This is a genomic window from Kitasatospora sp. NPDC114501 (genome assembly GCF_055633695.1).
Window position 1 is genome coordinate 314,819 of the sequence record NZ_JBVKDS010000009.1, and the last position, 20,151, is coordinate 334,969.

General features: G+C 75.2%; 6 protein-coding genes. 1 reads left to right on the forward strand and 5 read right to left on the reverse strand.

What is annotated here, in order from left to right; translation table 11 throughout:
* Positions 1–73: 73 nt before the first annotated feature.
* The gene (locus ACZ7RU_RS19335) at positions 74–1,042 is read left to right on the forward strand and encodes a Gfo/Idh/MocA family protein (RefSeq protein WP_470342123.1); all 969 of its coding nucleotides are present in this window, start codon (positions 74–76) and stop codon (positions 1,040–1,042) included.
* On the opposite strand, the gene ACZ7RU_RS19340 is transcribed toward ACZ7RU_RS19335, so the two are convergent.
* The 5 genes from ACZ7RU_RS19340 to sbnA are packed head-to-tail and all read right to left on the reverse strand — an operon-like array spanning position 1,043 to position 20,093.
* The gene (locus tag ACZ7RU_RS19340) at positions 1,043–1,984 is read right to left on the reverse strand and encodes an ATP-binding cassette domain-containing protein (protein ID WP_470342124.1); all 942 of its coding nucleotides are present in this window, start codon (positions 1,982–1,984) and stop codon (positions 1,043–1,045) included.
* A gap of 55 nt (positions 1,985–2,039) precedes the next feature.
* The gene (locus ACZ7RU_RS19345; protein ID WP_470342125.1) at positions 2,040–3,302 is read right to left on the reverse strand and encodes a cytochrome P450; all 1,263 of its coding nucleotides are present in this window, start codon (positions 3,300–3,302) and stop codon (positions 2,040–2,042) included.
* 23 nt (positions 3,303–3,325) lie between these two features.
* A complete protein-coding gene (locus tag ACZ7RU_RS19350; RefSeq protein ID WP_470342126.1) occupies positions 3,326–4,144 on the reverse strand; it encodes an ABC transporter permease in 819 nt (272 codons plus the stop codon).
* Positions 4,138–19,074, reverse strand: a complete 14,937-nt coding sequence (locus ACZ7RU_RS19355; RefSeq protein WP_470342127.1) for a non-ribosomal peptide synthetase — start codon at positions 19,072–19,074, stop codon at positions 4,138–4,140. Before ACZ7RU_RS19355 ends, ACZ7RU_RS19350 begins: the two co-directional genes overlap by 7 nt.
* Positions 19,074–20,093, reverse strand: coding sequence for a 2,3-diaminopropionate biosynthesis protein SbnA (gene sbnA / locus ACZ7RU_RS19360; protein ID WP_470342128.1), 1,020 nt, complete (start codon positions 20,091–20,093; stop codon positions 19,074–19,076). Before sbnA ends, ACZ7RU_RS19355 begins: the two co-directional genes overlap by 1 nt.
* Positions 20,094–20,151: the final 58 nt, after the last annotated feature.

Consider the following 20,151-nt stretch of genomic DNA (forward strand, 5'->3'; position numbering starts at 1 on the left):
GCGGTCGCCGCGCGAGGATGGGACCTCGGAGCCCCGGGGTGCGGGGCCGGTACGGACGAGGGGGAGAGGGACCATGGCCCAGCGGGAGCGCGTCGAGCCGGTACGTGTCGGGCTGGTGGGTCTCGGCGTCATCGCCGAGACCCACCTCGCCGTCCTCGCCGAACGGCCGGACGTGGAACTGGAGTTCACGGTCGACCCGCGGCCGGTGGGGCCGGTCGGGTTCCGGGGTCGGCGGCCGCCGCACTACGCCGGACTGGGCGAGGCGCTCGACGGACACCGGCCCGACCTGCTGGTCCTCGCCACCCCGACGGAGACCCACGCCGAGCTGTTGACCACCGCCCTGCTGCGCTCCACGGCCAGGATCCTGGTGGAGAAGCCGCTCGTCCACGACCGCGCCTCCCTCGCCGCGCTGCGCGCGCTGGACGGGAAGGCCGACCTGCGGGGCCGGGTGTTCACCGCGCACCACTTCGCCTTCTCCCCGGAGGTCGACTGGGCGGCGGACCTGCTCGCCGCCCACCCGGACTGGGGGCCGGTCACGACCGTCACCTCCGCTTTCCACGACCCGTACGTCCTTCGCGGCCCGCAGGCCTTCGCCTCGTACGTCTCCAGCTGGACGGACTCCGGGGTGAACCAGCTCAGCATGCTCACCCGCTTCGTGGACCTCGTCGGAGTCAGGTCGTTCCGGCAGACGGACGGCGGTGCGAGCGCGTGGTGCGCGGTGGACTTCCGCTCCCGGGGCGAGGCGGGCACGGCCCGGCTGCGTAGCAGCTGGCTGACCGGTGCCAGCAGCAAGGGGAGCAGCCTGGCGTTCGGCCGTTCCGGCGTGGAGGTGTGGATCGACCACACCGCCATGACGGGGTTCGCCGCCCGGGACGGCGAGTTGCTGGCGGCCTTCGGGAACGACGGCAGGACCGAACGGAAGGTCGCCCACTACCGTCCGCTCTACGCCGGCCTGCTCTCCGGCCGGCCCGATCCGGTGCTCGGCTTCGAGGCCGCGGAGCGGATCACCGCGATCCACCGGGCGGGGCCCGACCCGGAGTAGTCAGGGGGTGGGACGGCCGGTGAGGTGGGCGAAGACGTCGTCGAGGGTGGGGCGGCGCATGGTGAAGTCGGCGACGGGGATGCCGGTGCGGCGGAGGACGGCGGCGACGGTGGCGATGTCGTTGAGGCCGTCGTCCAGGGGGATGGAGAGGCGGCCCTTCTGGGGGTCGACGGTGGGTTCGGTGGTGAGGGCGGGGCGCAGGGCGGCGAGGGCGGGGGCGAGGTCGGCGGGGGAGCGGACGGTCAGCTCCAGCCACTCGCTGCCGACCTTGCGCTTCAGTTCGTCGGGAGTTCCGTCGGCGATGACGCGGCCGGAGTCGATGACCACGATCTGGTCGGCCAGGTAGTCGGCCTCCTCCAGGTACTGGGTGGTGAGGAGCACCGTGGTGCCGGCGTCGACGAGTTCGCGGACCCGGCCCCAGAGTTCCATCCGGCTCACCGGGTCGAGGCCGGTGGTGGGCTCGTCGAGGAAGAGCACCGGGGGTGCGGTGACCAGGCAGCTGGCGAGGTCGAGGCGGCGGCGCATCCCGCCGGAGTAGGCGCGGGCGGGGCGGTCGGCGGCTTCCGACAGGCGGAAGCGCTCCAGGAGTTCGTCGGCGCGGCGGCGGGCCTCGCGGCGGCCGAGGTGGAGCAGGGTGCCGAGCAGGACGAGGTTCTCGCGGCCGGTGAGGACCTCGTCCACGGCGGTGTACTGGCCGGCCAGGCCGATCCGGCGCCGGACCTCCTGCGGTTGGCGGACGACGTCGTAGCCGGCCACCTCGGCGCGGCCGCCGTCCGGGGCGACCAGGGTGGTGAGGATCTGCACGGTGGTCGTCTTGCCGGCGCCGTTCGGGCCGAGCAGGCCGAGCACCGTTCCGGTCCGGACGCCGAGGTGGATGTCGGCGACCGCCACGACGTCCCGGTGGCGCTTGTGCAGGCCCTCGGCGCGGATGGCCATGTCCATGTGGGGCTCCCGGTCGGTGGCGCGGAGAAGGGGGGAGGGAGGGGGAAATCGGCGGTCAGGCGGTGAGGCGGACCGGGAGGCCGGTGTAGCCGTGGACGAAGTTGGAGTAGAGCCGGACCGGCTCGCCGAGCAGCTCGATCCGGCCGACCCGGTCGCGCAGGGCGGCGAGCATCGCCTCGACGTGGGTCCGGCCGAGGAAGGCGCCCAGGCAGAAGTGCGGGCCGTAGCCGAAGGCGACGTGCTTGTTCGGGGTGCGGGCCAGGTCGAAGCGGTTCGGGTCGGCGAAGACCGTCCCGTCGAAGTTGGCGGCGCTGTTCCACAGGGTGACGACGTCGCCGGCCCGGATCGTGCGCCCGCCGAGCTCCACGTCGGTCAGGGCGCGCCGGCCGAAGTGCATGGCCGGGGTGGTCCAGCGCATGACCTCCTCCACGGCGGTCTCCAGGCCGACCGAGCCGTCCTTCAGCGCCCGCCACTGCTCGGGGTGCCCGGAGAGGGCGATGAGCGCGCCGATGGAGGACATCCGACTGGACTCGTCGCCGCCGAGGATCAGGCTGTAGCAGTTGAAGACGACCTCGTCCTGGCTCAGCGGCTCGCCGTCGACGGTGCCGGTCGCCAGGGCGCTGATCACGTCGTCCCCGGGGTGCCTGCGCCGTTTCGCGGCGAGTTCGGAGAAGTAGAGCAGGATCTCGTTGCGGGCCAGCCACTCCTCGGTCGCGGTGTGCTCGGCGCTGGTGCGGGAGAGGGTCTGGGTGTTCCAGTGGACCAGCCGCTCGCGGTCCTCGACCGGGACGTCCATCAGGTCGCCGATGGTGTTGATCGGGATGTGGTCGGCGAGGTCGGTGACGAAGTCGAAGGAGCCGCGGTCGAGGCCCTCGTCCAGCAGCGCGGCGGTCCGCTCGTGCACGCCGGCCACCACCGGGGCCAGCACCCGCGGGGAGAAGGACCTGAGCATCAGATTGCGGATCTCCCGGTGCCGCGGCCCGTCGGTGACGGCGAGCATCCTGCGGGAGGCGGAGTCCTTGCCCTGCAACAGGGTGGTGAGCACGTTCCCGCGTTCGGAGGTGAACCGCTTGTTGTCCCGGTAGACGGCGAGCACGTCGGCGTGGCGGGAGACGGCCCAGAACGGCGGGCCCTGGTCGGTGGCCGGGTGCAGGTGCACCGGCCGTTCGGCTCGGAAGCGGGCCCACATCGCCCGGACGTCGAGGTCGAGGTAGGTGTGGGGGTCGGTGAGGTCGATGGCGTCGAGGTCGAGGCCGGAGACGTCCGCGGGGGCGGCGGGGCCGTCGACCGTCGGGTGGTCCAGGTTCTCCAGGGGCATGGTCGGCCGTTTCTGTGACGGGGTCAGGAGACCGCGGTCCGGTAGCGGCGCAGGCTCAGCAGGACGGTGAGGACGAACACGGCGCCGAGCGAGGCGGCGATGGTGAGCGTGAGGTTCGGGGTGGCGGCGCTGCCGGCGGCGTCCGGGTTGCCCCACAGCCGCCGCAGGGCCGTCACCACGGCGCTGACCGGGTTCCACTCGGCGACCGGCCGCAACCAGCCCGGCAGCCGGTCGACGGACTGGAAGGCGTTGGACAGGAAGGTCAGCAGGACGGTGACCAGCCCGGCGACGACGTTGATGGTCTCCATGTTCCGGGAGAACATCCCGAGCATCAGGCCGACCCAGAGCATCGCGTACATGAAGGCGGCGAGGAGGGCGAGGCCGGCGAGGACGGCCAGCGGGCCGTGGTGCGGGCGCCAGCCGAACAGCAGGCCGGCCACCGTGACCACGGCCAGGCCGATCAGCCCGACCACCAGGTCGCCGAGGGTGTGGCCGAGCAGCACGGCCGGTCTGGAGATCGGCATGCTGCGGAACCGGTCGACCAGGCCGCCGCGCAGGTCCGCCGCGACGGCGACCGCGGTCGGGCCGATCCCGGCCAGGCCGACCTGGGCCGCCACGCCCGCGAAGATGTACTCCTGGTAGCTGCCGCTGCCGGAGAAGGACAGCGAGCCCTGGAAGAGGAAGCCGAGCACGATCATCGAGACGAGCGGGTTCATCACGATGCCGATCAGCCGGCCGGGCGCCCGGCGCAGCCGCCGCAGCCGCCGTCCGGCGACGGCGACGGACTCCACGAGCAGGGCCAGCGGCGCCGAGCGGGGGCGGGGGGTGACGGCGGTCAGCATTCCCGGCCCCCGTCCGTGCCCTTGCGCGGATCCCGGTCCGTGTCCGTACCCGTGCCCAAGCTCTCGTCCAGGCGGCGCAGCTCGCCGTCGACCAGCCGGCCGATGACGGCCTGCGGCCCGGGGTGCATCAGGTACTCGTGGCCCGCGGCGATCCGGTGGACGACCACCCGTCCGTTCACGTGCGGCTCCCATCGGTCGGTCTGGTCGGCGAGTTGGTCCGCGGTCCACTCCTCGGCGGCCGCGAAGAGGTGGAGGTCCCCGGTGAACCGGCCGGCGGTGAAGCGTTCCATCAGCGCGCCGTGGTGGCGCGACAGCCGCAGCAGCCGCAGCAGCGACTGCTCGTCGAGGTCGGCCAGCGGGCCGGCCTCGCGCCGGAGCAGGTCGAGCAGCGCGTCGCGGGTACGGCCGGGACCGGCCAGTTCGCCGCGCCGGTGGCCGAGCGACTCCAGGGCGCGGAGCAGGAGTTCGCGGTCGTCCTGCCCGCTCTCGTCGCGGCCGGTGCGGCCGACGTACCCGTCCAGGTTGGCCAGGAAGTCGACCCGTTCGCCCGCCTCCTGGAGCCGGACGGCGATCTCGTGGGCGAGCACGCCGCCGTAGGACCAGCCGAACAGCCGGTACGGGCCGTGCGGCCGCAGCCGCCGGATGGTCCGCAGGTACTGCGCTGCCACGTCGCGGATGTCGGTGGGCAGCGGGGCGGCGGCGTCCAGCGCGGGCGACTGGAGGCCGTACAGCGGGTAGCGCGGATCGACGTACCGGGCCAGGCCCAGGTAGGGCAGGCTGAAGCCGAGTCCGCTGTGCACCAGGAACAGCGGCGGCGCGTCGCCGTCCGGCCGGATCGGCAGGACCGGGGAGAACGCGTCCGCGGACTGTTCGGCGGAGACGGTCGGCCGGGCCCGCTCGGCCAGGGCCGCGACGGTGCGGTGCAGGACGACGTCCGCCACCGCCAGCCGGAGGCCGGCCGACTGCGCCCGGCCGACCAGTCGGACCGCCAGCAGGGAGTGGCCGCCGAGGTCGAAGAAGCTGTCGTCGATGCCGACCCGGGGCAGGCCGAGGACCTCGGCGTAGAGCGCGGCGAGGGTCTCCTCGACGGGGTTGCGGGGGCGGCGTGCGGCGCCGGCGGGCGTGAGGTCGGGGGCGGGCAGCCGGTTGCGGTCGATCTTGCCGTTGGGGCTGAGGGGCAGCTCGTCGAGGACGACGACGGCGCCGGGGACCATGTACGCGGGCAGGTGGTCGGCGGTGTGGTCGCGCAGGGTGGCGGGGTCGGGGGCACTGCCGGGGGTGGGGGTGACGTAGGCGACGAGGGTGGGGCCGGTGGGGGTGTCGGTGCGGGCGATGGCGACGGCGTTGCGGACGGTGGGGTGGGTGGCGAGGACGGCTTCGATCTCGCCGGGTTCGACGCGGAAGCCGCGGATCTTGACCTGGGTGTCGGCGCGGCCGAGGTAGGCGAGTCGGCCGTCGGTGGTCCAGCGGACGAGGTCGCCGGTGCGGTACATCCGCTCGCCGGGGGCGAACGGGCAGGCGAGGAAGCGGGCGGCGGTCAGGCCGGGGCGGCCGGTGTAGCCGCGGGCGAGTCCGGCGCCGGCGAGGTACAGCTCCCCGACCACGCCCGGGGGCACCGGCCGCAGGCCGTCGTCCAGCACGTACGCCCGGGTGTTGCGGATCGGGCGGCCCAGCGTCACGACGCCGTCGCCCGCCAGTTCGGCGGCCGTGGACCAGATGGTGGTCTCGGTCGGCCCGTACAGGTTGGTGACCTCCTCGGCCCGGGCGGCCAGGGCGTCGGCCAGGGCGGGCGGTACCGCCTCGCCGCCGATCAGGACGCGCAGACCGCGCACCGACTCGGGCCGGTGCAGCACGAGTTCGTGCCAGAGCGCCGGGGTCGCCTGCATGATCGTGATGCCGTCGCGTTCGAGGGAGGCGGCCAGCGCGGCCGGGTCCAGGGCGACGCCCTCCGCGCCGACCACCAGGCCGGCCCCGGACAGCAGCGGCAGGTACACCTCCAGGCCGGCGATGTCGAAGGACCAGGTGGTGACCGCCAGCAGCCGGTCGTGGGCCTCCAGCGGGAAGCGGTCCCGGACGGAGCGCAGCAGGTTCATCAGCGACCGGTGCTCGACCATGACGCCCTTGGGCCGCCCGGTGGAACCGGAGGTGAAGAGCAGGTAGGCCAGCCGGGAACCGTGCAGCGGGGCGGCCCGGTCGGGGTCGGCCAGGGGCCGGTCGTCCAGGGCGGCCAGCGCGGCGTCGACCTCGGGGTCGTCCAGGGCGACCGTGGGCACGCCGGTGCGTGGAAGCCGTGCGGCGATGGCGAGTTCGGTCACCAGGAGGACGGGTGCGGCGTCGTCCAGCATCAGCCGGACGCGGTCGTCCGGGAGCGCCGGATCGACCGGCAGGTAACCGGCGCCGCTCTTCAGGACGGCCAGCTGCGCCACCACCATCTCCGCCGTCCGGGGCAGTGACAGGGCCACCGGCCGGTCCGGGGCGACCCCGAGGCCGACCAGGTGGCGGGCCAGGCGGTTGGCCCGGGCGTCGAGTTCGGCGTAGGTGAGGGCGGTGGTGTCGGTGACGACGGCGACGGCGTCGGGGGTGCGGGCGGCCTGGGCCTCGAAGGCGGTGACCACCGTGCTGTCCGGATCGTCGTGGACGGCGGTGTCGTTCCACTCGGTGAGGACCTGCCGCCGCTCCTCCTCGGTGAGGACGTCCAGTCGGCCGAGCGGGGTCCGGGGCTCGCGGGCGACCTGGTCGAGCAGTCGGACCAGCCGGGTGGCCAGGGCCTCGGCGGTGGCCGGCTCGAACACGTCGGCGTTGTACTCCAGGGTGCCGACCAGTCCGTCCGCGGAGTCGTCCTCGTGGCGGCGCTCGGCGACGGCGAGGGACAGGTCGAACTTGGCGCTGTCCCCGCCGAACGGCTCCTCGGTGACCGTCAACCCCGGGAGGGAGAGCGTCGGTTGGGCGTTGTTCTGGAGTACCAGCATGACCTGGAAGAGGGGGTTGCGGCCCATGGAGCGGGCGGGGTCGAGGACTTCGACGAGGCGTTCGAAGGGGATGTCCTGGTGTTCGTAGGCTTTGAGGGCGGTTTCCCGTGCGCGGTCGAGGAGTTGGGTGAAGGTGGGGTTTCCGCTGGTGTCGGTGCGCAGGACGAGGGTGTTCATGAAGCAGCCGACGAGGTCCTCCATGGCGTCGTCGGTGCGTCCGGCGATGGGGGAGCCGATGGGGATGTCCTGGCCGGCGCCGAGGCGGGTGAGCAGGGCGGCGAGGGCGGCTTGGAGGACCATGAAGAGGGAGGCGCCGTGGTCGCGGGCGAGTTCGGCGAGCCGTCGGTGGGTGTCGGGGTCGACGTGGAAGGGGACGGTGCCGCCACGGTGGGTGGCCGTCCTGGGGCGGGGGCGGTCGAAGGGCAGAGCCAGTTCCTCGGGCAGACCGGCGAGTTGCTCCGTCCAGTACGCCGACTGGCGTGCGGCCAGGGAGTTCCGGTCACGGTCCTCGCCGAGGAGCCGCTGTTGCCAGAGGGTGTAGTCCGCGTACTGCACCGGGAGGGCGTCCCAGCCGGGCGCGGTGCCGGTGGACCGGGCCGCGTAGGCGCGGGAGAGGTCCCGGGCCAGGGGGGTGGCGGACCAGCCGTCGGCCACGATGTGGTGGACCACCAGCAGGAGCAGGTGTTCCGTGGGGCCGGTGCGCAGCAGGGTCGCGCGGAGGGGCAGCTGCGTCGCGAGGTCGAAGCCGCGGGCCGCCTCGCGGGCCGCCTCCCCGGCGGCCTCGGCGGGGGTGGTCTCCCGGATCGTCAGGCCGTTCCAGGCCTCCGCTTCCAGGACCTGCTGGCGCGGTTCGCCGTCGGTCTCCGGGAAGACGGTGCGCAGCACCTCGTGCCGCCCGAGCAGGTCGGCCAGCGCGGCGTCCAGCGCGGCCGGGTCCAGCGCCCCCGAGAGCCGGACCGCGAAGGCCATGTTGTAGGCCGCCGAGCCGGGCTCCAGGTGGTTCAGGAACCACAACCGCCGCTGGGCGAAGGACAGCGGCAGGGCCGGGGGGCGCGGTCCGGGCCGCAGCGCGGGCCGCGCGGAGCGGTCCTGGCGGAGGCGACCGACCAGCCTGGCCACGGTCGGCGCCTCGAAGACGTCCCGGATCGAGACGGTCGAGCCCAGGGCCGTACGGATGCGGCTGACCAGCCTGGTCGCCAGCAGGGAGTGGCCGCCGAGGTCGAAGAAGCTGTCGTCGATGCCGACCCGGGGCAGGGCGAGGACCTCGGCGTAGAGCGCGCAGAGGCTCTCCTCGGCCGGCGTGCGGGGCGGCCGGGTGGCGACGGGGGTGAGGTCGGGGGCGGGCAGCCGGTTGCGGTCGACCTTTCCGCTCGGGGTGAGCGGGAGGTCGTCGAGGACGACGACGGCGGCCGGGACCATGTGGTCGGGCAGGTGGTCGGCGGTGTGGTCGCGTAGGGCGGCGGGGTCGGGGGCGCTGTCGGGGGTGGGGGTGACGTAGGCGACGAGGGTGGGGCCGGTGGGGGTGTCGGTGCGGGCGATGGCGACGGCGTTGCGGACGGTGGGGTGGGTGGCGAGGACGGCTTCGATCTCGCCGGGTTCGACGCGGAAGCCGCGGATCTTGACCTGGGTGTCGGCGCGGCCGAGGTAGGCGAGTCGGCCGTCGGTGGTCCAGCGGACGAGGTCGCCGGTGCGGTACATCCGCTCGCCGGCGGCGAACGGGCAGGCGAGGAAGCGGGCGGCGGTCAGGCCCGGGCGGCCGGTGTAGCCGCGGGCGAGTCCGGCGCCGGCCAGGTACAGCTCCCCGACCACGCCCGGGGGCACCGGCCGCAGGCCGTCGTCCAGCACGTACGCCCGCATGTTCCAGATCGGGCGGCCGATCAGGGTGTCGGCGCCGTCCGGCCCGGCCAGGACCTCGCCCCGGGTCGCCACGGCACCGGCCTCCGAGGCGCCGTAGAAGTTGAGCAGCCGGGCCTGGGGCAGCGCCTGCCGGAACGCGCGGACGGTGGCGGCGGGCAGCTGCTCCCCGCTGCAGATCCAGACCGCGCAGCCCGCCGCGTCGGACAGTCCCTCATCGAGGAAGCCGTCCAGGAAGGCGTTCAGCAGGCTGGGGACGACGGTGAGCCGGGCGATGCCGTGCCTGGCCACGGCCGCCGCCAGCTCGGGCACGCTGCGGGCCGTGTCGGCGTCGACCAGGACGGTGGAGCCGCCGGACAGCAGCGGCGCCAGCAGCTCGGTGATCCCGTCGATCACGCTGACCGGCGACTTCGCCAGGATCGCGGCCTCCCGCTGCCCGGGCAGCTCCTCGGCGAACCAGGTCAGCCGGTTGACCAGGGCGCGGTGCAGTCCGAGCACGCCCTTGGGCCGGCCGGTGGAGCCCGAGGTGTAGATGACGTACGCCGGGTGGTCGGGCAGCAGCGGGCGGCCGCGGTCCGCGTCGGTGGGGGCGGTGTCGGCGAGCGCCGCCGTGGCGCGGTCCAGCGCGGGGTCGTCCAGCAGCAGCCGGGGCAGGCCGGTCTCCGGCAGCCGTCCGGCGGTCGCCGTGTCGGTGAGCAGCAGGACGGGTGCGGCGTCGTCGAGCATCAGCCGGACGCGGTCGGCCGGGTACGCCAGGTCGACGGGCAGGTGCGCGCCGCCGGCCTTGAGCACGGCCAGCAGGGCGACGACCATCTCCGGCGACCGGGGCACCGCGAGCGCCACCGGGCACTCCGGTCCGACCCCCAGGCCGATCAGGTGGCGGGCCAGGCGGTTGGCCCGGGCGTCGAGTTCGGCGTAGGTGAGGGCGGTGGTGTCGGTGCGGACGGCGACGGCGTCGGGGGTGCGGGCGGCCTGGGCCTCGAAGAGGGCGACCACGGTGGTGGCGGGGCGGCCGCCTGCGGTGTCGTTCCACTCGGTGAGGACCTGCCGCCGCTCCGCCGCGGAGAGCAGGTCCAGCCGGCCGAGCGGGGTCCGGGGCTCGCGGGCGACCTGGTCGAGCAGTCGGACCAGCCGGGTGGCCAGGGCCTCGGCGGTGGCCGGCTCGAACACGTCGGCGCTGTACTCCAGGAAGCCGTCGATCCCGGTCGGGGCGGCGTGCGCGTCCTGCTGTTCGGCCAGGAAGAAGTTCAGGTCGAACTTGACCGAGTCGGCGGCCGGCGGCTCGAAGGCGGCCCGGACGCCCGGCAGCGACAGCTCGGGGCGGGTGTTGTTCTGGAGTACCAGCATGACCTGGAAGAGGGGGTTGCGGCCCATGGAGCGGGCGGGGTCGAGGACTTCGACGAGGCGTTCGAAGGGGATGTCCTGGTGTTCGTAGGCTTTGAGGGCGGTTTCCCGTGCGCGGTCGAGGAGTTGGGTGAAGGTGGGGTTTCCGCTGGTGTCGGTGCGCAGGACGAGGGTGTTCATGAAGCAGCCGACGAGGTCCTCCATGGCGTCGTCGGTGCGTCCGGCGATGGGGGAGCCGATGGGGATGTCCTGGCCGGCGCCGAGGCGGGTGAGCAGGGCGGCGAGGGCGGCTTGGAGGACCATGAAGAGGGAGGCGCCGTGGTCGCGGGCGAGTTCGGCGAGCCGTCGGTGGGTGTCGGGGTCGACGTGGAAGGGGACGGTGCCGCCGCGGTGGGTGGCCGTCCTGGGGCGGGGGCGGTCGAAGGGCAGAGCCAGTTCCTCGGGCAGACCGGCGAGTTGCTCCGTCCAGTACGCCGACTGGCGTGCGGCCAGGGAGTTCCGGTCACGGTCCTCGCCGAGCAGTTCCCGCTGCCAGCGGCTGTAGTCCGCGTACTGCACCGGCAGCGGCTCCCAGGAGGGCGCCGTTCCGCGTGCCCGCGCCGTGTACGCCCGCGTCAGGTCCCGGGTCAGCGGGGCGGCGGACCAGCCGTCCCAGGCGATGTGGTGGACGATCAGCAGCAGCAGGTGCTCGGCCGGGCCGGTGCGCAGCAGGGTGGCCCGCAGCGGGATCTCGGTCGACAGGTCGAAGCCGCGGGCCGCCTCGCGGGCCGCCTCCCCGGCGGCCTCGCCGGGGGTGGTCTCCCGGATCGTCAGGCCGTTCCAGGCCTCCGCTTCCAGGACCTGCTGGCGGGGTTCGCCGTCGGTCTCCGGGAAGACGGTGCGCAGCACCTCGTGCCGCCCGACCAGGTCGGCCAGCGCCGCGTCCAGCGCGGCCGGGTCCAGCGCCCCGGAGAGCCGGACCGCGAAGGTCACGTTGTAGGCCGCCGAGCCGGGCTCCAGGTGGTTCAGGAACCACAACCGCCGCTGGGCGAAGGAGAGTCGGCCGTCGGACTGGCCCTGGGCGGCGCGCCGCAGCGGTGGCCGCACCTCGCCGCCGCCCGCGAGCTCCCGGGCGACGCCGGCCACCGTCCGCTGCTCGAAGAGCGTACGGATCGGCACCTCGGTGCCCAGCGCGGAGCGGACCCGGCTGATCACCTGGGTGGCCAGCAGCGAGTGGCCGCCGAGGTCGAAGAAGTCGCCGTCGATGCCGACGGCGGTCCGGCCGAGCGCGTCGGCGAAGATCCCGCCGAGGATCTCCTCGACCGGGGTGCGCGGCAGCCGGCCCGCCGGGGCGGGGGCGCTGTCGGGGGCGGGCAGCGCCCGGCGGTCCAGCTTGCCCTGCGGGGTCAGCGGCAGCTCGTCGAGCACGACGACGGCCGCCGGGACCATGTACTCGGGCAGCGCCTCGGCGACCCGCTCCCGCAGCGCGCCGGGGTCCGGTACGGCCGGGGGCCGGGCGACCACGTAGGCCACCAGCCGGTCCTCGCCGTCGTCGGTGCGGACCACGACGGCGGCCTGCGCCACCTCGGGCCGGCCGGTCAGCACGGACTCGATCTCGCCCAGTTCGATCCGGAAGCCGCGCAGCTGCACCTGGTCGTCGGCCCGTCCGGCGTAGTCGAGTCGGCCGTCGGGGCGCCAGCTCGCCAGGTCGCCGGTGCGGTACATCCGCTCGCCGGCGGGGCCGAAGGGGTCGGCGACGAAGCGTTCGGAGGTGAGGCCGGGCCGGTCCAGGTAGCCGCGGGCCAGGTTGCCGCCGACGTAGAGTTCGCCGACCACCCCGGCCGGGACCGGCCGCAGCGCGGAGTCCAGCACGTAGACCCGGTGGGCCCGGGTGGGCCGGCCGATCGGGGGCCGGCCCGCGCCGCTGAGCCGGTCGCTCACCGTCGAAGCGAGCACGGCCTCGGTGGGGCCGTAGCCGTTGATCATCCGCAGCTGCCCGGACCAGCGGGCCACCACGTGCGGGGGGCAGGCCTCACCGGCGACGACCATGGTCAGGTCGGCGGGCAGCCGGGTGTCCTCCGGGAGCGCGGCGGCGACCACCGGCGGCAGCCCGGCGAGGTTCACCCGGTGGCGGTGGATCAGGTCGACCAGCGGCCGGCCGGGGACCCGGCACTCCTCGTCGGCGACCACCAGGGTGCCGCCGCCGAGCAGCGACAGGCTAAGCTCCCAGACCGAGGCGTCGAAGCTGAACGAGGCGAACTTCAGCACCCGGGTGTCCGGGCCGACGCCGAAGCGCTCGATCAGGCTCGCCACCATGGCGGCGAAGCCGGAGTGGTCGACGGTCACGCCCTTGGGCCGGCCGGTGGAGCCGGAGGTGTAGATGACGTACGCCGGGTGCCGGGGCAGCAGCGGGGCGGTCCGCTCCGCGTCCTGCGGGGCGTGCGCCGGCAGGCCGGCCAGCTCCGCCCCGGTGGCCGGGTCGTCGAGCAGCACCGCGGCGCAGCCGCCGTCCGCGAGCCGCGGGGCGAGGGCGCGGGTGGTGAGCAGCACGGCGGGCCGGCTGTCGGCCAGCATGAAGGCGATCCGGTCGGCCGGGTACTTGGGGTCGATCGGCAGGTACGCCGCGCCGGTCTTGAGCGCCGCCAGGACGGCGCAGGTCATCTCGACCGGGTCCGGTACGGCCAGGGCGATGATTCGCTCCGGTCCGACGCCGCGGGCGATCAGCAGGCGGGCCAGCCGGTTCGAGCGCTCGTCCAGTTCGCGGTAGGTCGTCTCGCGGCCTTCGAAGACCACGGCCACCGCCTCGGGCGCCCGGTCGACCCTGGCGGCGAACAGCGCCGGGATCACGGTCTGCGGGGCGGCGTCGGCCCGGCCGGCCCAGTCGCCGAGGATCCGCCGCCGCTCCTCGTCGGTGAGCAGGGGCAGCCGGCGGACCGGGACGTCCGGGGCGTCCAGGACGCTCTCCACCACGTGGGCGAAGCGGTCCAGGATGCGCACGACCTCCCGGCGGTCGTAGCGGTCGGGCCGGAACTGCGCGCTCAGCGTCAGCCGGGTGTCGGGGTACGCGAGCACCGCGAGGCCGCGCTCGCCGGCCAGCCGGGTCCGCGCGTCGCTCAGCCGCAGCTCGGGCACCAGCGCGTTGAGCCGGCCGACGTCGGCCCGCGGCTGGTTCTGGTAGCTGAACACGGTGTCGAACAGCTCGCCGGCGCCGGCGAGTCGCTGCACCTCGGCCAGGCCGAGGTGCCGGTGGTCGAGCAGGGCGGTCTGCTGCTCGTCGATCCGGTGGAAGAGTTCGGCGACGGGCAGGTCCGGATCGAGCCGCACCCGCACCGGGAGCATGTTCAGGAAGAGGCCGACCAGTGACTCGATGCCCGGAAGCTCCGGCGGCCGCACCGAGTTGACCGCGCCGAACACCACGTCGGAGGCGTCGGTGAGGCGGCCGAGCAGCAGCGCCCAGCAGCCCTGGAGGACGGTGTTGAGGGTGAGGTTCTCGGCGCGCGCCCAGGCGACCAGCCGGGCGGTGAGTTCCTCGGGGAGGGCGAGGTCCACGGCCTGGGGCAGCCCCGGGTCGCCCGGCCGGTCGGCCGTCCCCAGCCGCAGCGGCTCGCCCAGCCCGTCCAGCGCCTGCCGCCAGGCCGCGCGGGCGGCCTCGGTGTCCTGGGCGGCGAGCCAGTCGAAGTACGCCCGGTAGGAGGGCGCCGGGGGCAGGACGGACGGGTCGCCGCCGGTGGCGTACAGGGTGAACAGCTCCTGGGCTATCACGCCCATCGACCAGCCGTCCACCAGCAGGTGGTGCAGGGTCCAGAGCAGCCGGACCCGGTCGGGGGCCAGCCGGATCACGGTGAAGCGCAGCAGCGGGGGCCGGGCCAGGTCGAAGCCGCGGGTCCAGTCGGCGTCGGTCAGCCGCTGGGCCTCGGCCGCCTGCTCGGGCCCGGCCGGGAGGCCGGACAGGTCGACCTCCTCCCAGGGCACCGGCACCGCGGCGGCCACGACCTGCCGGGCGTCCTCGGTGGACCGCTCGGGGAAGTGCACCCGCAGGCCGCAGTGGCGGGCCAGCAGGGCGGCGGCCGCGGCCCGCAGCGCGGCCGGGTCGAAGGGCCCCTCGATGTCGAGGACGGCCTGCATCAGGTAGGAGTTCATGCCCTGCTTGTCGAACTCCGTCTGGAAGATCAGGCCCTTCTGGAGCGGTGACAGCTCCAGGGCCTCGCCGTCCGTCGCCGGGTCCTGGTCCTGCTGGGCCCCGGAGGCGAGGTCGGCGTGGGCGGCCAGGGCCTCGAGCGCGCGGAACCAGGCGTGGGCGATGTGTTCGGCGTCCTCGTCGGCCAGCGCCGCCGGGGCCCAGAGCCAGTCCGCGACCAGGTGCGGCCCGTCCGGCCGGTCCTCGGTGACCGGGGTGGCGGCGAGCACGTGCCGCAGCGGCATCCGCGGGTGCACCCCGGTGCCGACGACGGCGTGCCGGGAGTCCGGCAGCCAGTCCCCGGCGCTCTCGCCCCGGTCGGTCCGGAACCGGCCGAGGTAGTTGAAGCCGAGTTCCGGTACGCCGTGCCGGGCCAGCGCGGCGACGGTCTGCGGGTTGAGGTGGCGCAGCAGCCCGTAGCCGAGCCCGTGGTCGGGCAGCCGGCCGAGCTGCCGGCGCACCCGGCGCACCGCGGCGTCGAGCGGCTCCCCGGCGGCGTCGCCGGGGTCCAGCCGCACCGGGAAGACGCTGGTGAACCAGCCGACGGTACGGGAGAGTTCGGCCTCCTCGGTGAACGGCTCGCGGCCGTGGCCCTCCAGTTCGACCGTGACGGCGCAGGCCGGGCGGCCGCGGTGCCGGCGCCAGTCGGCGACGGCGAGCGCGAGGCCGGTCAGCAGCAGGTCGTTGATCTCCCCGTGGTAGCCCCGGCGGGCGGCGGCGAGCAGGGCCGCGGTGGTGTCCGCGGGCAGCTCCAGCCGGAGCCGGTGCGCGGAGCCGTACACGTCGCGCTCCGGGTCCAGCGGGCGGGTCCCGAGCGGCTCCCGGGCCGCCGACTGCTCGGCCCAGAGCGGGAATTCGCGCACCCGCTCGGCGGTGCGGGCCTGTTCGCCGAGCAGCTGCGACCAGCGGCGGTAGGAGGTGCCGACCGGGTCCGGGTCCAGGCCCCGGCAGGCGGCGGCGAGGTCGTCGACCAGGACGCGCCAGGAGATCCCGTCCACGCACAGGTGGTGGGTCAGCCACACCAGTCGGCCCGGGCGGCCGGGACCGGCGTCGAGCAGGACGAGCTGGGTCACCGTGCCGGCCTCCGGGGCCAGCCGGGCGCGGGCCGCGTCGAGCTGCCCGTCGACGGCGGCGGCCAGCGCGGCCGGGTCGTCGGCGAGCGCCGAGACGTCGACCCGGCGGACCGCGTCGGCGGCCCGGACGGCGCCCTCGGGCAGCGCCTCCAGGGACCACAGGCCGTCGGCCACCACGGTCAGCCGCGACCGCAGCGCGGCGTGGTGGTCCAGCAGGACGGCGACGGCCGCGGTCAGCCGGTCCAGGTCCAGGCCGGCCGGGGTGGTGAGCACCTGGTACTGGCTGTACTGCCGGGTGCGCTCGTCCAGGACGGCCAGGTCCTCGCGCAACTGGTGGGCGATCGGCAGGAGTTCGACTTCGCCGGTGTCGTCCGGCGCGGCGGCCGGGCGGGTCGGCGCACCCGGGGAGCCCGGTGCGGCGAGCGCCGCGACGGCTGCGGGGGTGTGGTGGGTGCGGATCTGGAGCGGGGTGACGGTCAGTCCGGCCCGGCGGGCGTGGCCGACCGCCAGGATGGCGCTGATGCTGTCCCCGCCCAGCTCGAAGAAGTTGTCGGTGGGGCGGACCTCCGGCACGCCGAGGACCTCGGCGAACGCGGCGCAGACGATCTCCTCGGCCCGGCTGCGCGGGGTGTCCGGCCGGGCCGGGGCCTCGGCGGCGGCGGGCTCCGGGTCGGGCAGCGCCCGGCGGTCGACCTTGCCGTGCGCGGTCAGCGGCAGGGCGTCCAGGACCAGGACGCCGCGCGGCACCAGGTGGTCCGGCAGGACGGCGGCCAGGCGCTCGCGGACCTCGGCCGGGCGCAGCACGGCCCCGGCGCGCGGGACGCAGTAGCCGACCAGCTGCCTACCGCCGCCGGTGCCGTCGACCGCCCGCACCACGGCGTCCGAGACGTCCGGCAGCGCGCGCAGCGCCGCCTCGATCTCGCCGAGCTCGATCCGGTGGCCGCGCACCTTCACCTGGTTGTCCCGGCGGTCCAGGAAGACCAGCTGCCCGTGCCCGTCCCACACCACGCGGTCGCCGGTGCGGTACATCCGGCCGCCCGCCGGGCCGTACGGGTCGGGCACGAACGCGGCGGCGGAGCGGGCCGGGTCCGCCAGGTAGCCGCGGCCGACGCCGGCGCCGCCGACGTACAGTTCGCCGGGCGTGCCCTGGGGCGCCGGGAGCAGGGCGTCGTCGAGCACGTAGAGCCGGGTGTTGCGGACCGGGCGGCCGATCGGGACGGAGCCGTGCGCCGGGCCGCCTGGCCCGAGGTGGGCGTGGGTGACGTCGTCCGAGCACTCGGTGGGCCCGTACGCGTTGACCAGCCCGACCAGCGGGTAGCGGTCGGTCCAGCGCCGGCACAGGTCGGCCGGCAGCGCCTCGCCGGTCGCCACCAGGTGGCGCAGCGCGGCCAGCCGGGGGGCTCCGGCGGTCAGGTCCCAGGCGTCCAGGGCCGCCCGCAGCAGCGAGGGGACGACCTCCAGGACGGTGACGCCCTCGGTGTCGGCGAGGGCGAACAGCAGGTCGGGGTCGGCCGCGGTCTCCCGGGGCACCACCCGCACCCGGCCGCCGACCACCAGCGGCGCGAGCATCTGCCAGACCGACACGTCGAAGGTGACCGGGGCGTTCTGCACCACGGTGTCGGACCGGTCGAGCGCCAGGTCGTCGACCTTCGCCAGCAGGTGGTTGACCATCCCCGCGCGGTGCACCATGGCGCCCTTGGGCGCCCCGGTGGACCCGGAGGTGAAGATCACGTACGCCAGGTCCAGCGGGGCGCCGAGGACGGGCGCGAGGTCGTCGGCGGCGTCCCGGTCCCGCGCGGAGACCTCCAGCACCCGGATCGGCCGGCCGGCGGCGGCCACCGCCCGCTCGGCGAGCGGGCGGTGGGCGGCGTCCGCGATCACGGTGCCGATCCCGTTGTCGACGAGCAGGGCGACGGTCCTGGCCTCGGGCGCGTGCGGGTCCAGCGGGACGTAGGCCGCGCCGGCGCCGATCACGCCGAGCACCGAGGCGACGAAGTCGGCGCCCGGGGCGACCAGCAGGGCGACCGGGCCGGTGCCGTCCACCCGGCGGGACAGGGCGCTCGCCCGGCCGACCAGTTCGGCGTAGCCGGTCGTGCCGCCGTCCTCGACGACCGCGACCGCCTCGGGGTGCCGGGCGGCGAGTTCGCGGATCCGGGCCACCGGGCAGTCGAACTCCGCCGGGCGCCGCGGCCCGCTCGCCTGCCGCAGCCAGTCGGCGCGGTCCCCGGTGGCCACGGCCAGGCCGCCGACCCGGGCGTCGTCCCCGGCCTCGGCGAACCGGTCCAGGAAGTCCACCAGCCGGGCGAGGTGCCCGTCGACCTCCGCCCCGGTGTAGCGGTCCGGGTTCCCGTTGAGGTGCAGTTCGATGCCGGCCCCGGCGGTCTCGACCACGGTGACCATCAGGTCGTCGATCAGCCCGGTCGACAGGTTGACCACCCGGGCGGTGCACGGGCCGAGGGCCAGCTCGGTCTGCTGCGGCAGCAGGTTGACGAACGGTCCGAACGGCCGCCGGTCGTCGCTGCGCAGCCCCATGGCGCGGCGGATCGCGCTGACCCGGTGGCGCTGGTGGCGGAGCACCTGGGCGAGTTCCCGGGAGGTCCGCCGCAGCAGGCCGGCCTTGGTCAGGGCGGGGCGGACGGGCACCCGCAGCGGCAGGTAGTTGGCCAGCATCCCGGGGATCGACCGCTCGTGGGCGGTCAGCCGGGCGGTCACCGGCAGGGTCAGCAGGACGTCCTCGACGCCGGTCATCCGCTGGGTGTACACCGCGACGGCGGCCATCACCGCGGTCGGCCAGGTGACGTCCGCGCGGCCGGCGGTGGCGCGCAGGCGGGCGCAGGCGGCGGGGGACAGGGCTGCGGTGCGGCGCAGGAAGGCGCGCGGCGGGGCCGCCGGGGGCTCCCGGTGGGAGAGGTCGGACGGCTCCGGCGGCTCGGGGAACCGGCGCTGCCAGAACTCGGCGTCCCGCCGGGCCCGTTCGGAGCCGCGGTGGGCCGCCTCGGCGGCGAGCAGGTCGGCCAGCGGGGGCAGCGCCGGGCCGGCGTCGTCGCCGTCGGCCCCGTACAGTTCGGCCAGCCGGCGCCAGAGGACCACCTGGCTGAAGCCGTCGCACAGCAGGTGGTGGACGGAGAGGTGGAAGAACGCCCGGTCCGGGCCGAGGGTGAGCAGGGCGAGCCGGAACAGCGGGAACCCGGCGGGGTCGTAGGGCTTCGCCAGGTCCGCGGCCATCCAGTCGGCGGCCGCCGCCGACGGGTCGGCCTCGGCGCTGAAGTCGACCTCTTCGAGCGGTAGTTCGGCGACCTCGCGGAGGCGCTGGCGGGGCTCGCCGTCGACGTCGAGGAACTGCGCGCGCAGGCACTGCGCCTCCTCGACCAGCCGGCCCAGCGCGGTGCGGAACCGGGCCCGGTCCAGCGGACCGCGGACGTCCAGGTAGCCGGCCGAGTTGTACGCGTTGTTCCCGTCCGCCCCCTGGACGTCCAGCCAGATCTCGGTCTGGCCGGCCGTCAGCGGCAGCGTGGTCCCCAGGACCGATGTCATCACAGGCTCCCCACGGAGGTCGGGCCGATCGAGGCGAGGCCGGTGCCGGGCGGCGGCGCCGCGCCGTCCAGGGCGTCCGGGCCGAAGGACTCCAGCACCCAGGCGTCGTCGTAGACGGTGTCCAGGTAGCGTTCGCCGAGGTCGGGTGCGATGGCCACCGCCGTCAGCTCCTCGTCCGGCCGGTTGGCGCGCAGCCAGCGGGCGGCCCCGCTGAGGACGGTGCCGGTCGAGCCGCCGAGCAGGAAGCCCTCGCGCAGCAGGGCGCGGCAGGCCCGGACGGTGTCGGTCTCCGGGACCAGCACGGTGTCGTCCACGTAGGAGTCGTCGAGGATCGGTGGCCGGACGCTGGTGCCGATGCCCGGGATCAGCCGGCCGCGCGGTTCGTGGCCGAAGTTGACCGAGCCGACGGCGTCGACCGCGACGATGGTCACCCCGGGGCTGTTCTCCCGGAAGTACCGGGCGCAGCCCATCAGGGTGCCGGTGGTCCCGGCGCCGACGAACAGCACGTCCAGCTCCGGGAAGGCCTTGGCGATCTGCGGCCCGGTGCTGCGGTAGTGGGCGGTCCAGTTGCCCGGGTTGGCGTACTGGTTCAGCCAGTGGAAGTCCCGGTGCTCGGCGCACAGCCGGGTGACCAGGTCGAGCCGGGCGCCGAGTAGGCCGCGCTGCGGGTCGGGCTCGGTCACCACCCGCACGTCGGCGCCCAGGCGCTGCATCAGCCGCCGGGAGACGGAGGTGCAGCGGGAGTCGGTGACGCAGACGAAGGCGAGCCCCCGGCTGGCCGCGACGAGGCTGAGCGCCACGCCGAGGTTGCCGGAGGAGCTCTCCACGACGGTCATCCCCGGCCGCAGCTGCCCGGACCGGAGGGCGGAGTCCACCATCTCGCTCGCCGCCCGCAGCTTGACCGAGCCGGCGAAGTTGAACCCCTCGCACTTGAGGTACAGCGGACGGCCGACCATCCGTCGGAGGTCGACGTACAGGTCCTCGACGTCGAATTCCTGCGGTGTCGTGATAACTGGCATGCGTCTACTCCCACCCGGTCGTTCCGTGGTAGCGGGTGCCCAATCGGTCCGAAGCGAT